A 13,090-nucleotide genomic window follows, 5' to 3' on the forward strand; every position below is an offset into this window, starting at 1 on the left:
GACTGAAATGACTCGCCAATCCCCCGCCATCCGCCGCCCGGCCAGCCTGCGCCCTGCAACCAGCCGCAAGACCGGCAGCCAGAAAGCCATGCTGGCGCTGGGTGCCTCGGCACTCCTGCTCGGCGGCCAGGCCATGGCCCAGGATGCGTCCGAAGAAGGCACGCTCGAACTTGATACATTGCGGATCGAGGAGCGCACGCTCGACACCAACCCCTATGCCGAGGACGGCGTGCCCTACAAGGCGCGCATCTCCGGTGACAGCCGCCGCACCGAGACCATCGCCGAGACCCCGGCGACAATCAGCGTTGTGACCCAGACGGCGATGCAGGAGGCGGGAACCACAGATCTGCGCGAAACCCTCGACCGGCAGCCGGGCATCACGCTGGGCACGGGCGAGAACGGCAATGCCTTCGGCGACCGCTATGTCATTCGCGGCCATGAGGCCCGGAGCGATGTCTTCGTCGACGGCCTGCGCGATCCGGGCATGACGATCCGCGAAAGCTTTGCGGTCGAGCAGATCGAGATCACCAAGGGCCCAAGCTCGACCTTCGCCGGGCGCGGCTCGACCGGCGGTGCGATCAACTCCATCACCAAACAAGCCGGCCTGGAATATGATTTCAACAATTTCGAGCTCGGCATCGGCACCGACGGCTATCGCCGCTTCACGCTCGATTCCAACATGCCACTCAGCGACACGGTCGCCCTGCGGGCCAATCTCCTGCACGCCTATGAGGAAGTGCCCGATCGCGGCCCGGCCGAGCGTGAGCGCAATGGTGCGGCCCTGTCACTGGCCATCGAGGCCAGCGATACGCTGAGCTTTGTTGCGGATTATTACTTCCTCGATGCTTCGGGCGATACCGATCTGGGAACCTATATCCTCCCCGGTGGCGGTGCGCCGGTCGATGATATCCCGGTCTATCTGCAAAGCGAGGACTTCCTCGAATCCACCGTCAATGTCTTCACCTTCCGCACAAGCTGGGAGCCGACCGCCAATCTGCGTATCGAAAACGCCCTGCGCTACGGCACCACGGACAATGGCTATGTCGTCACCGGCGCACGCGGCACCGATCGCGACGCCTCCGATCCCGATGCGCCTGGCGCACCGACCATCGGCCTGAGCACCCACCAGGGCTGGCAGGAAGTCGAGTATTTCGTCGACCAGGCCAATGCCTTCTGGGATACCGAGCTGGCCGGCCTCTCACACAGCTTCGTGTTCGGTCTGGAATATTCCGATCTCAGCGTCACCAATGGCGTCTATGATGTCACCAATACCGGCGCGACCAATTGCGTCACGTCAGGCCGTGGTGGCGCGGCGCCCAATTACTGCATCCTCGACGCCAATGGCGATACGGTCGCCAATCTCAACACGCTGATGGGCCGCGATATCAGCCGGGGCGCCCAGGATTCCGACTATAATGTCGATACGCTCTCGCTCTATGTGATGGACACGGTCGATCTGACCGATCAGCTCTCCCTTTTCGCCGGCGTGCGTCTCGACAGTTTCGATTACACCAATGGCGTGACCCGGGGCGGAACAACGACGCCCTATGATTACTCCGACGAGCTGTGGAATGGCCATATCGGCCTGGTCTATGACGTCACCGAGGCCGGCAATATCTATCTGAGCCTCTCGACGTCGAGCAATATCAATGGCGGCGAGTCCGATGTCGGCGGCAGCTGTGGTTATGGCGGGCTGTGCGGCACGCCGGACCAGGTTGTGCTCAGCGAACCGGAAGACACGCTCAATATCGAACTGGGCAGCAAGTGGGATCTCTTCGACGACCAGCTCCTCTTCTCGGTCGCCGTCTTCCAGATCACCAAAAGCAATGTGATGGAAAGCGTCGGCAGCGACTATGAAACCCTCGGCACGCTCAATACCGGCGAAAACCAGGTCACCGGGATTGAATTCGGCCTCGTCGGCAATGTCACCGACGAGCTCTCGGTCCAGTTCGGCGCGGCCTTCATGTCGTCGGAAGTGACAGAATCGGTCAACACCGCCCAGATCGGCGGCACGCTGAGCAATTTCGCCGACAACAGCGCCTATCTGCAGCTGCGCTACCAGGCGACACCGCAACTCTCCTTCGGCGGTGCCGTCACCTATTCCAGCGAAATGTATTCGGGTCAGCCCGACTCCGCTGGCGGCAGCTATGAAATTCCCGCCTATACGGTGCTCGACGCCTTCGCGACCTGGGAATTCAACGACCGCACGAGCCTGCGCCTGAATATCGGCAATCTCACCGACGAGGACTACTACACGGCGGCTTACCGCAGCGGCGCCTTCACCTATATCGGTGATGCCCGCAATACCCGCCTCACCCTCGTCTCCTCCTTCTAGCCCCAGTTCCAGCCCCTCGCGGGTGTCGGCCGGTGCCTTCGGCATTGGTTGACACCCGCGGCCGGCTTGCCGATGACAGCACTCATCGCAGGCCGCACCGGATTTTTGCCATGCTGATCATCATCGAAAACGTGCTCGACAAGGCCGGCGTCCAGGCCCTGCGCGAGCGGCTCGACCAGGCCGAGTGGATCGACGGCAAGGCCTCGGCCGGCTCCGTCTCCCATGCGGTGAAGCGCAATCGCCAGCTCGACCAGAACAGCGAGACCGCTATCGCGCTGGGCAATCACATCTTGGGAATTCTCGGCCGTAATCCGACCTTCATCTCTGCCGCCCTGCCGCAGAAAATCTACCCGCCCATGTTCAATAATTACGAAGGCGGCGGCAATTATGGCGCCCATATCGACAGCGCCATCATGCATGTCGATCGCGCCAATATGACCGTACGCACGGACCTGTCTGCCACCCTCTTCCTGACCGACCCGGAAGATTATGACGGCGGCGAACTGGTGATCGAAACCAGCTATGGCGCCCAGCCCGTCAAGCTCGCCGCCGGCGATCTCGTCCTCTACCCCGCGACCAGCCTGCACCAGGTCACCCCGGTCACCCGCGGCGCCCGCATCAGCGCATTCTTCTGGATCCAGAGCATGGTCCAGGACGGTGCCCAGCGCGAGATGCTCTACGATCTCGACCGCACCATCCAGGAACTCCGCCAGGACCATGACGACAATGATCCACGGCTCAACAGCCTGACCGGGATCTATCATAATCTGATGCGCCAATGGGCGGTGGTCTAGGCAGGAGTGAAAGCCGTTACCGGTTCAGCCACGCGCCAACAGTGCCTCAATCTTTCCCGTCAACGCCTCGCGCGCCTTCGCGGCCAGGAGGGCGTTCGGCAAGCGCATCAACCGCGTCGCGTAGGGGCTGTCCCGGCGCACGGCATCACGGTCTGCCCCGGCAGCAAGATAGGCGAGTATATCCACCATCATTGCCCGGTCGAAGGCCCACAGGATCTCGCCGCGATACCCGACCTGGTAGAAAGCCTCGCGCGGCCAGTCGACCTCATGGGTACGATTGACGCCACAGGCGAGGCAGCTCAGCCGCCCGGCCCAGGAGAGCCGGGTCCCCGTCTTGCCGTCCGCGAGCATGACCGGCAGCGGCAGATCACCGTATAGGCCCTCAAATCGGGCTGGCTGTCCGCATCGCGGGCAGGCGAGCACAAGCTTCGGGGCAATGCCCTTGCGATCATAGAGTCCGGTCATGGCAGGTCACACCTCGACCAAAGTCTGGACCGAGCGGCTGCGGTCCGCAAGCAGATCACGCCCTCACCGAGAGCTGCGAATTGCCGGGTGGCGGCAGAAACTTACGGGATTGTTAGAGTTGAAGACTCGCCTCTGCCAGCCGTCTCGGCTACCGAGGAGGGACGGCGGGGGCTGTTGGGAGTTTGTGATTGGGCCAGGCCGCCGTCCGACCCGAGTTTTTGACCGCACGCCGCGCCCTTGCATGGGCGCTGGCGCTGCTGGCCAATGGCGCACTGATCGGTCTTGTGCTTCTTGCGCCGCGTCCGCGAACCGCCCCCCCCACACTTCAGACCATCGACCTCGTTCTCGTCGCTGCCACCCTGCCCGAAACGGAGGCTGTGCCGGATGAACCGCCCGTCGCCCCCGATCCCGAACCCGTGCCCGACCCTGACCCTGACCCAGCGCCCGATCCACGCCCCGAGCCCGGGGAGCGGCCGGAATTCCAAACCTCAGACGCACCCGAGACGCCGGCCATATCCGGCGGCGAAGGGGAGACGGATGAAGGCGAAATCGACAGCAGCCAGCCGGGCCTTGGTGCCGACGGCCTGCCCGATTATGGCATCGCTGCCCTGCCGGAAACCGCCGCGCTGACCGGAACGCCCTTTGTCATCCGCGAGGTCTTTTGCCTGACCTCATCGGATGCGACGCGCGAGGCCGGGCATTGCCCTGATGGTCCCGACCCTGAGGGGCTGTCCATGTTGCGTTACGCCAGCGATGCCAATATCGAGGCCGGAATGCGGGCCGCGATCGCGAGCGGGCTGAGCGCCGCGGAAATCCGCGCGCTGTTCGAGGACGAAGGCCTGCCCCTGGCGGACCTTTCGGGCCAGCCGACCATGGCTGACCCAGGCGCGCGCGCGACCTCGTCAGCCGACCAGATGCGCGACAGCCTGCCGCCGCGGCATCCCGACCCGGCGTTTGGCAATTGACGAGCGGTCGCAAGCCGGTTTCTTCTGCACGCCATGAACTTCCTCTCCGACACCACCGCCCCCGCCCATCCGAAATTGATCGAGGCGATCGCGGCCGCCAATACCGGCTTCGAGCCGAGCTATGGCAGTGACGCCATCTCGGCCCGCGTCGAAGCCCGGTTGCGTGATATCTTCGAGTGCGAGCTCAAGGTCTTGTTCGCGGTGTCGGGAACGGCATCGAACGCGCTGGCGCTGTCGGTCCTGTGTCCGCCTGATGGTGCCATCCTGTGCCATGACGAAGCCCACATTCACCGCGACGAGCGCGGCGCTCCGGAATTCTATACCGGGGGCGGCAAGCTCATTCCCCTGCGCGGGGCCCATGCGAAAATCGAACTGTCCGAGCTCGACCGCACCCTGGCGGAAATTCCGGAGGGATTCGTGCATGCCAGCCCGGTGCGGGTGCTGTCCCTGTCCAACCTGACCGAGAGCGGCACCGCCTATTCCGCCGCCGAAGTGAGCGAGCGCACGGCCCGCCTCAAGGGTCGCCCGGCCTTCGTCCATATGGACGGGGCGCGTTTCGCCAATGCCCTGGTTTCGCTGGGCTGCACGCCGGCGGAGCTGACATGGAAGGCCGGCGTCGATGTGCTGTGTTTCGGGGCGACCAAGAATGGCGCTCTCGGCGCTGAGGCGGTGGTGTTGTTCCCGTCCGTCGCCGACCGGTTCGAAAGCCTGCAGGCTCGCCAGAAGCGCGGCGGACACATGGCCCCGAAAATGCGCTTCATGGCGGCCCAGTTCGAAGCTTGGCTGGCGGATGATCTCTGGCTCGACCTCGCCCGGACAGCCAATGCGCACGCCCAGGCACTGGCGAACGGGCTCGCCGCCCTGCCCGGCACCCGGATCCTGCATCCGGTAGATGGCAATGAGGTCTTCGCCCAACTGCCCGACGCGGTCGCGGCGCGCCTGCGCGCGGCCGGGGCCGTCTTCTATCAATGGCCCGACGGTTCGGCCCGCCTCGTCACAAGCTGGTGCACCCGGGCCGACGAGATCGAAACCCTGCTGGAAACGGCGCGCCAGATCGCGCCTTGAGATTGCAGAACAAAAGGCGTACAATTACACCCTGTCTGAAAGGAGGGTGTGATGGCGAATGGACGCGGAGTTTTGTTTCATCTGAATTCGGTCGGCTTCGACCCCTATGGCCGCGTTTTCATCGGCGACCGGGATGCATCGCGGGCCCTGGCCGATCTCCTCGGCAAGGCCGATGCGATCAGCTGCCGCTCCGGATGCGGGGCCCCACTCAGCTGCGACACGGCTCTGATCACACGTGAGGAGCTGGTGCGCATCGGGCCGGAACTGATTGTGAACAATGCGGATTTTGGCGCGATCATACGCAAGCGCAAAGCCGTTGGCGCCGAGGAGGCGGTGATCGTCTTCAATACCTATCGGGAAATGGCCGACTGAATTGGCTGATGCCCGCAGCGCCTGACCTCAGGAAGCTTCGGCGTCTTCATCATCGGTCGAACGGCGCCAGGGCCCGGCGAAGCGCGGATCCTGCCTGCGGCGGCGATCGGGTCCGAAATAGGTCGGAGCCTTTACGAAGCGGCGCGGTCTCTCGATCAGGGCCGAGATACGGCGGAACAGGTCGACCGGACGAACCGGCTTGGCGAGATATTCATTCACGCCGGCATTGATCGCTTCAATCACCTTGGAGCGGTCGGTATGGCCGGTGACCATGATGATCGGCAGGTATTTATTGGCGCTGTCCGAGGCTGTGCGGACCAGACGGGTAAATTCCAGCCCGTTCAGATCACCCAGCATGTAGTCGACCAGGGCAAAGTCCGGATTGACGTCGCGCATCGTCTCGAAAGCATCGGCGGCATCACGCACCTCGATAATCGTGCGGACACCAAACCCTTGCAGGATGGTACGCAAGATCGTCGACATATGCGCATTGTCCTCAACGATCAGGACACGGATGCGGTCGAAGCTGCCGGACATGGGCTCTCACTGAGCAAAGGGTGAACTCGGGGCCTCTCGATTCTGCCCGGTTGACCTTAACCAAGTCTTGCTCCGGCCTGTTCCAGCTTGCTCTGGACGGGCTTTTTCACAGCGCAACACCGCTTTCCAATGGCTTGGCGGGAGATGCGGCGCCGCGTCGCAGGGTCGATCTGCGCCTCACTTTGGGACGCGATTGTGTTAGCTTTTCCCCGCTTGGGGCCTGTCAACGCTGCCTTGAAAAGGGGCTGATCATGAATATGGCTGAAAAGTCGGTACGTAGCCTGATTTTGCGTGCGCGCGCCTATGACAGCAAGGAGCAAATTGACGACTTCCAGCCCGACCCGGACACGTCCGAGGTCGATTTCGTCGAATCGATGGTGACGGGCGACCACGATCCGATCCGCGACGAGATCAGGAACTGGATCGATTGCCTCGATGAAGAAGGCCAGGTGGAGCTGGTGGCGCTGTACTGGATCGGGCGGGGAGATTTCGAAGGCCGCGAATTCAGCGCGGCCGTGATCGAGGCCCGGGCGCGGCGCAGTTCGCCAACTTCCGGGTATCTGCTCGGCGCCCCGATGCTCGGCGACTATCTTGAGGCTGGACTGGACGCCGTGATCGAAGCCGGCGTACTTGACGACGCCTGAGTCCCGTCAGCGCGGCTGCACTCTCAGATCCACTGAACCTCGGTCTTCGGTCCCTGGCCGGCCGCCCGCACCACATCGCTCTTGCGGCTGGACAGGACGTCGAGGATCCGCCGGCCGAGCTTGTTTGGCATTACCGGTTTGACCAGGAAGCCATCAGCGCCGGCACAAATCGCATCCTCCACCACCGCAGCCTCGGAGTGCCCTGTCAGCATGATGGTCGGGACAGACTGATTGGGTGAAGCGGCGTTCGCGCGCAATTCGCGGATCAGCTTTACCCCGGTGCCATCCATGAGCTCATGATCGAGCAGCATCAGATCGATACGCTGGCGATTGAGATGCCCCCAGGCCGCTTCGACACCGTCAGCCTCAAGCAGCTCATGGCATCCCAGGCCGCCCAGCAAGCGGGCGATCAGGCGACGGGTTGCGGCAACGTCTTCGACGATCAGGATGCGACATCCCAGCAGGATTTGACTTGGCATGGCGGGCCTCAATGACTTCAATTTGGTTAGTAGCTTGGAAAAACTGAACTTCTGATTAAGCAGAACGGGAAACCGCCGGATCGGCGCAGCGCAAACCCGGCCGCATCAGCTGATCGATCCGTTGTCCGAGCGTCGCGGCATTGACCGGCTTCGGCAGGACTGCATCGGCACCGGCACCCTCGGCCGCGCGCCCCAGATGCGGCAAACATGGCGGCGCCAGGAATATGATTGGCAGGCCGGTATCAGGGCTGTGGGCCGGATCCCGGAACCGCCGGACGGCGTCGAGTCCGCTCGCCGACCCCAGATCATGATCCACCAGCACCAGGTCCGGCCGGCTGAGGCGGGCGGTGACGAGTGCTTCCTCGCTATCGCGACTCTCATAGATCCGGCTGACCCCCAGGCCACGCAACAACGTCTTGAGCACCACGCGAATGGAACGGCTGTCATCGAGCAGCAGAATATTGAGGCGGGACAGGTCGAGGGCGTGCATCTTCATCTCCGGACTGAGCTGCCCAGACTAGCCGATCCGGTTTAACACCCGGCTACCGGCCATTAATTTGATATGAGCGCCTGCTGACAGCCTTGCGTCAGCATCACACCCCCGCCCTCTGGCCGTGGCGCCGCGGGATGCGTATATCCAGAGCATGGCAAAATTGACCCTCGACGACGTGCTGGCAGCGCCGGAAGATTTCATCCTCGACACGGTGCCGGAAACCGCGCCGGCGCATCCGCTCGAGGACTGGGCCCCGCACCGCCCTGACCGCCCGGCAAAATCCGAAGGCGGGCAACGCTTTCGCTGTGTCGCCGAGTTCGAGCCGACCGGGGATCAGCCGCAGGCCATCGCCGAGCTGGTCGAAGCGATCAATGGCGGCGAGCGCGACCAGGTCCTGCTCGGTGCCACCGGTACCGGCAAGACCTTCACCATGGCCAAGGTAATCGAGGCAGTGCAGCGCCCGGCCCTTATACTTGCGCCAAACAAAACATTGGCCGCGCAATTATACGGTGAATTCAAGTCCTTCTTCCCGGATAATGCCGTTGAATACTTCGTCTCATACTACGATTACTACATGCCCGAGGCCTATGTGCCGCGCACCGACACCTATATCGAGAAGGAATCCTCGATCAACGAGGCTATCGACCGGATGCGCCATGCCGCGACGCGCTCCATCTTGGAGCGCGATGACGTGATCATCGTCGCCTCGGTGTCGTGTATCTATGGCATCGGCTCGGTGGAAACCTATACCGCCATGACCTTCGAGCTGAAGCCCGGCGACACCGCCGATCCGCGCGCCGTCATGCGCCAGCTCGTCGATCTGCAATACACAAGAAACGACGCCGCCTTCGGCCGCGGCACTTTCCGCGTGCGCGGGGATAGCCTCGAAGTCTTCCCGGCCCACTATGACGACCGCGCCTGGCGCCTCTCCTTCTTCGGCGACGAGCTGGAGACGGTGAACGAATTCGACCCGCTCACCGGCCGCGCCATCACCGACCTCAAGAGCGTCAAATTCTACGCCAATTCCCACTATGTGACCCCGAAACCGACCCTCAACCAGGCGATCCAGTCGATCAAGGCCGAGCTCAAGACCCGCCTCGCCTGGATGGAGAGCCAGGGGCAATTGCTCGAGGCCCAGCGCCTGTCCCAGCGCACCGAATTCGACCTGGAAATGCTGCAGGCGACCGGCTCCTGCGCCGGCATCGAGAATTACTCACGCTATCTCACCGGTCGTAAACCGGGCGAGCCGCCGCCGACCATGTTCGAATACATTCCGGAAAACGCCATCGTCTTCGCCGATGAAAGCCATGTCTCCATCCCCCAGCTCGGGGCGATGTTCAAGGGCGATTTCTCGCGCAAGAAGACGCTGGCCGATCACGGCTTCCGTCTGCCCTCCTGCCTCGATAACCGCCCGCTCAAATTCGAGGAATGGGACGCGATGCGCCCGCAGACCATCTCGGTCTCGGCGACGCCGGGCAATTGGGAACTTAACCAGACCGGCGGCGTCTTCGTCGAACAGGTCATCCGCCCGACCGGCCTGATCGACCCGCCGGTCGAAATCCGCCCGGTCTCCCTCGACGGCGCCAGCCAGGTCGATGATGTCATCGACGAGGCCAGAAAGACCGCCGAGGCCGGCCTGCGCACCCTCGTCACCGTCCTGACCAAGCGCATGGCCGAGGATCTGACAGAATACATGCACGAGCAGGGCCTCAAGGTCCGCTATATGCACTCCGACGTCGACACGGTGGAGCGGATCGAGCTGATCCGCGACTTACGCCTCGGCACCTATGACGTGCTCGTCGGCATCAACCTGCTCCGCGAAGGCCTCGACATCCCCGAATGCGGCCTCGTCGCCATTCTCGACGCCGACAAGGAAGGCTTCCTGCGAAGCGAAACCAGCCTGATCCAGACCATCGGCCGCGCCGCCCGGAACAGTGAATCCAAGGTCATCCTCTATGCCGACCGCCGCACCGGCTCCATGGACCGTGCCATCGGCGAAACCGACCGCCGCCGCGCCAAACAGGTCGCCTATAACGAGGAACACGGCATCACCCCAATCACCATCAAGCGCGGCGTCTCCGACATTCTCGAACAGGTCATGGAAAAACAGGCCGCCGGCCGCTCAGCCAGCGCCCGCGGCCGCGGCAACAAGGGCACCGGCAAACCCAAGGGCATGCGCGACCAGGACCAGGCCGGCTATGGCGGCAATGTCGTCGCGGTAATTGCGGACCTGGAGAAGCGGATGCGCGAGGCGGCGGCGGATTTGGAGTTTGAAACCGCTGCGGCACTCCGCGACGAAATCAAGAAACTCGAGGGTTAGAGCGGAGGGGTTCGGCTTTGAGGGCTGCGGAGCAGGCGGAAAAGCCGTGCCTCGCGGGAGCGAGGCTGGCGGTGTGGGTGGGGGATGAGATTAAGCTGTGTTGCCTCTCCATACCGTCGATTTCTAGGCGAAAGGCGTGCACACGAGGGACTACTCTTGCGGGCGCCCCGACGCTAACGCACGGTACAGCCAAAATAGTCGGGCGGCAAGTTGGGGAGAAACCCACCCGTTTGTCTCATAAGAGCGTATTTTGTGCTCGCCACCACACAACTGATTACCTCTTCCTCAACCGCATCGGATAATACACGAATAGAACCGATCACCCTGTCCTCGCCAAGGACCCCAGCAGCCACGATTCTTGCACGTCGATCATCCGAACAAAGCGACGAGTCCATGGTAGTCGCAGCAGCAATCGCCTCCGCCTCACCGATCCCAATCTTTTGACTGGATATTAGCCCAAAGCTGACGTCCTCTGCGGCGGGATCAAGCACAACTTCCTGGACGTTTCCTGCCTGAATATGACTCTCGAGATGGACGCTTGGTGGCCCGTCGCATTCCGCTCGGACGGCCGGGGCCACGTGCACCGAATATCCACGCAAACAGATCGCTTGATCAAAGAATTCGCCATTTACGAGATTTATAATCGAACAAGTGTCTATTGAAATACTAGGCATCGCGCCCATCGACATTCAGAAGGAACAGCTGCTGTAGGGGCAAGCCGAAGTGATCAAGGATCCAGCCTTGCGAAACCACGCCCTCGGAAACCGCCTTGATCAAAGCCTCTCGAAGATTTGCGGAAAAATGAGGAAAGTGAACTTCCGGCCGATCCGGAACTCCAAGAGCCTCCGCTCGCCTTTCGGCATTTCCCCACTCGGCCTTGACCGCCTGAGATAACGCCCTTGCCCCCCCCTCCGGCAACAAACCTAATGCCTCGAGACGAATTGCTGCAACGTCAAAGCCAACTCCAAAAAATCGGGACAAATAAATGATCTCGACATCACCGACCATGTGAGGATCGAGGTCAAATTGCGCCTTTATTACCCCTAGAAATTCATAGACTCCTGCCTGAGGAAGCAAAAGGCTTGACGCGAACGCATTCGCGAAGGCTTCTTGACGCGACGCGGCGTGTCCGCCGCCAATAGTCGACGCCATGTCAAAGATCGCCTCAGATCCCGGGCCATGATGCGCAAGCAAATGAGCAATCTCATGGGCAAGAGTAAACAGCATTCTACCCGAAAATCTGTGTGAGATTTGTATGAACCCATAATTACCCGCCAGAACAGACGCTCCCTCGAAGCGCACTTTTGATCCAAGAAAGACGACAACTCCTGGAATTCCGTCAATCCGCCTTGCCAAATCCAATAAAGGCTCATTCGGCGCGATTTTCAGAACGTGAGCACGAAAGGCGTTCGCCATTTCTTCAGCGGACTCGTAATTCTCTGCCGGCACTTCGAATACATCCACAATGTCTGGCAAATTGACTCGTGGAGGGAGCACTTCCAAAGCCGCCAAGACCATGCTTGCGAGACGCTCCCTCGAGGTATCCTCGGCATCAACATGGCCGACAGCACGGAATGCCACTCGCATGCTGTGCTTAGACTGTGAGGGCAGCTCCCCACGGGCAATATACTCCGCAGGAATTCTCAGAGCTTCAGAGATCAGTCGAACCTCTCGCAAATTTGCTCGCTCTCCTTGAAAGAGCGCCGTCAGCCGATCCACAGGCAATTTTGCCTTCTGGGCCAACCGTTCGGGCGATATTTCCGTCGCTTGCAAGAATTGCTCGATCTGTGGCATTACGGTTGCGCGTTCCAACGATCAATCCAAGCCAACATCTCGCCCACTTGGCGGTCATCCAACTTGGAATGTCTCCCGATCATATCGATTGCTCGGTTCGCAATTGGCTTCCTCATCACTTCAGAGAGCGCCTGAAGCGACTGTGCGCGCGCCCTCTCTACAGCCCGCGGCGCGGAAACGAAGGCCGGCCTGTCTCCAATAATGTAGTTTTGCGCTCTCCGGGCGAAACCGTCATTGGAATGAGTGTCCAAAGGATGCTTGTTGCCATTGGCGTCCACGGCGATGTTGCCCAACAAACGATCACCGTCCATTCGCAATCGATTTTCGGGGAAGCGATTGAATGCCAGCTGCGCAGAAATTTTCTCGGCAACTCGAAAACCACCAACAATATACTGCTGAACGATTGGCCGCTTGCCGCTAATCATAAAAATGTAATCACCAAGCTCAACTACACGCCGAATATTCGGCATGCATGCCCCCAGTGAGGGTCGCGGCCCAAATATGGGATCGTTTAAGTCATTTGCAGCGGCAGGGTCTGCGCCCTTGCCAGTGATGTATATGTAACCCTTCACATTAAGCCTCCGGAAAAACTTTTAGACGTTCCAATACTTTAACAATGGGGTTTGCGATCACTTTAGTTCGACCGTTAGGTTTCTGGCTGCAGCCACAAGCAACGCATACTATATCAGCCGCCGGAACGAAAGCGGAACTTTTGCGGGAGTCAAGCTCCGCTCCACACATTTGGCAATCATACGACCCCACGTATTGCCGAACCTCAGGCAGAACCTGTTGGATCATGTAGAGACGGACTAGGCCCTCATCCAAAC

General features: G+C 61.3%; 13 protein-coding genes. 7 read left to right on the plus strand and 6 right to left on the minus strand.

Going from position 1 to position 13,090, the window contains the following annotated elements; translation table 11 throughout:
• Positions 1-7: 7 nt before the first annotated feature.
• Both ACN0YF_RS03215 and ACN0YF_RS03220 read left to right on the plus strand, forming a co-directional pair.
• Positions 8-2,335, plus strand: coding sequence for a TonB-dependent receptor (locus ACN0YF_RS03215; protein WP_417493324.1), 2,328 nt, complete (start codon positions 8-10; stop codon positions 2,333-2,335).
• Between the two features lie 110 nt (positions 2,336-2,445).
• Positions 2,446-3,129: a Fe2+-dependent dioxygenase gene (locus ACN0YF_RS03220; RefSeq protein ID WP_417493325.1), complete on the plus strand. Its 684-nt coding sequence runs from the start codon at positions 2,446-2,448 to the stop codon at positions 3,127-3,129.
• Between the two features lie 24 nt (positions 3,130-3,153).
• Here ACN0YF_RS03220 and ACN0YF_RS03225 read toward each other — a convergent pair whose 3' ends face one another.
• Positions 3,154-3,594, minus strand: a complete 441-nt coding sequence (locus tag ACN0YF_RS03225; protein ID WP_417493326.1) for a hypothetical protein — start codon at positions 3,592-3,594, stop codon at positions 3,154-3,156.
• Between the two features lie 218 nt (positions 3,595-3,812).
• Between ACN0YF_RS03225 and ACN0YF_RS03230 the strand changes: the two genes are divergently transcribed.
• The 3 genes from ACN0YF_RS03230 to ACN0YF_RS03240 are packed head-to-tail and all read left to right on the plus strand — an operon-like array spanning position 3,813 to position 5,996.
• Positions 3,813-4,559 (plus strand): hypothetical protein, encoded by a 747-nt coding sequence (locus tag ACN0YF_RS03230; protein WP_417493327.1) that lies wholly within the window; start codon positions 3,813-3,815, stop codon positions 4,557-4,559.
• A 33-nt stretch (positions 4,560-4,592) separates the two neighbouring features.
• Positions 4,593-5,624, plus strand: coding sequence for a threonine aldolase family protein (locus ACN0YF_RS03235; RefSeq protein WP_417493328.1), 1,032 nt, complete (start codon positions 4,593-4,595; stop codon positions 5,622-5,624).
• 51 nt (positions 5,625-5,675) lie between these two features.
• Entirely contained in the window at positions 5,676-5,996 is a 321-nt protein-coding gene (locus ACN0YF_RS03240; protein WP_417482794.1) for a hypothetical protein, read from the plus strand.
• Between the two features lie 27 nt (positions 5,997-6,023).
• Here ACN0YF_RS03240 and ACN0YF_RS03245 read toward each other — a convergent pair whose 3' ends face one another.
• A complete protein-coding gene (locus tag ACN0YF_RS03245; RefSeq protein WP_417482795.1) occupies positions 6,024-6,533 on the minus strand; it encodes a response regulator in 510 nt (169 codons plus the stop codon).
• A 50-nt stretch (positions 6,534-6,583) separates the two neighbouring features.
• Between ACN0YF_RS03245 and ACN0YF_RS03250 the strand changes: the two genes are divergently transcribed.
• Positions 6,584-7,177, plus strand: a complete 594-nt coding sequence (locus ACN0YF_RS03250) for a DUF3775 domain-containing protein (protein ID WP_417493329.1) — start codon at positions 6,584-6,586, stop codon at positions 7,175-7,177.
• A 23-nt stretch (positions 7,178-7,200) separates the two neighbouring features.
• Here ACN0YF_RS03250 and ACN0YF_RS03255 read toward each other — a convergent pair whose 3' ends face one another.
• Entirely contained in the window at positions 7,201-7,656 is a 456-nt protein-coding gene (locus ACN0YF_RS03255) for a response regulator (protein ID WP_417482797.1), read from the minus strand.
• Positions 7,657-7,711: 55 nt separating this feature from the next.
• Entirely contained in the window at positions 7,712-8,146 is a 435-nt protein-coding gene (locus tag ACN0YF_RS03260) for a response regulator (protein WP_417493330.1), read from the minus strand.
• Between the two features lie 154 nt (positions 8,147-8,300).
• Here ACN0YF_RS03260 and uvrB point away from each other — a divergent pair, with 154 nt between their 5' ends.
• Positions 8,301-10,469, plus strand: coding sequence for an excinuclease ABC subunit UvrB (gene uvrB / locus ACN0YF_RS03265; RefSeq protein ID WP_417493331.1), 2,169 nt, complete (start codon positions 8,301-8,303; stop codon positions 10,467-10,469).
• Between the two features lie 666 nt (positions 10,470-11,135).
• Here the strand turns inward: uvrB and ACN0YF_RS03270 are convergent.
• Together ACN0YF_RS03270 and ACN0YF_RS03275 are read right to left on the minus strand one after the other, a co-directional pair.
• Entirely contained in the window at positions 11,136-12,263 is a 1,128-nt protein-coding gene (locus tag ACN0YF_RS03270) for an ImmA/IrrE family metallo-endopeptidase (RefSeq protein ID WP_417493332.1), read from the minus strand.
• A complete protein-coding gene (locus tag ACN0YF_RS03275; RefSeq protein WP_417493333.1) occupies positions 12,263-12,733 on the minus strand; it encodes a hypothetical protein in 471 nt (156 codons plus the stop codon). Before ACN0YF_RS03275 ends, ACN0YF_RS03270 begins: the two co-directional genes overlap by 1 nt.
• Positions 12,734-13,090 lie beyond the last annotated feature (357 nt).

The sequence above is a fragment of the Maricaulis sp. genome, assembly GCF_048270265.1.
In the GTDB taxonomy this organism is placed as follows: Bacteria; Pseudomonadota; Alphaproteobacteria; order Caulobacterales; family Maricaulaceae; genus Maricaulis.

Bases quoted from the DNA above. Each gene is read 5' to 3' on its own strand.
- ACN0YF_RS03215 (WP_417493324.1), top strand. From the start codon at position 8: ATGACTCGCCAATCCCCCGCCATCCGCCGCCCGGCCAGCCTGCGCCCT.
- ACN0YF_RS03220 (WP_417493325.1), top strand. From the start codon at position 2,446: ATGCTGATCATCATCGAAAACGTGCTCGACAAGGCCGGCGTCCAGGCC.
- ACN0YF_RS03225 (WP_417493326.1), bottom strand. From the start codon at position 3,594: ATGACCGGACTCTATGATCGCAAGGGCATTGCCCCGAAGCTTGTGCTC.
- ACN0YF_RS03235 (WP_417493328.1), top strand. From the start codon at position 4,593: ATGAACTTCCTCTCCGACACCACCGCCCCCGCCCATCCGAAATTGATC.
- ACN0YF_RS03240 (WP_417482794.1), top strand. From the start codon at position 5,676: ATGGCGAATGGACGCGGAGTTTTGTTTCATCTGAATTCGGTCGGCTTC.
- ACN0YF_RS03245 (WP_417482795.1), bottom strand. From the start codon at position 6,533: ATGTCCGGCAGCTTCGACCGCATCCGTGTCCTGATCGTTGAGGACAAT.
- ACN0YF_RS03255 (WP_417482797.1), bottom strand. From the start codon at position 7,656: ATGCCAAGTCAAATCCTGCTGGGATGTCGCATCCTGATCGTCGAAGAC.
- ACN0YF_RS03260 (WP_417493330.1), bottom strand. From the start codon at position 8,146: ATGCACGCCCTCGACCTGTCCCGCCTCAATATTCTGCTGCTCGATGAC.
- uvrB (WP_417493331.1), top strand. From the start codon at position 8,301: ATGGCAAAATTGACCCTCGACGACGTGCTGGCAGCGCCGGAAGATTTC.
- ACN0YF_RS03270 (WP_417493332.1), bottom strand. From the start codon at position 12,263: ATGCCACAGATCGAGCAATTCTTGCAAGCGACGGAAATATCGCCCGAA.
- ACN0YF_RS03275 (WP_417493333.1), bottom strand. From the start codon at position 12,733: ATGCCGAATATTCGGCGTGTAGTTGAGCTTGGTGATTACATTTTTATG.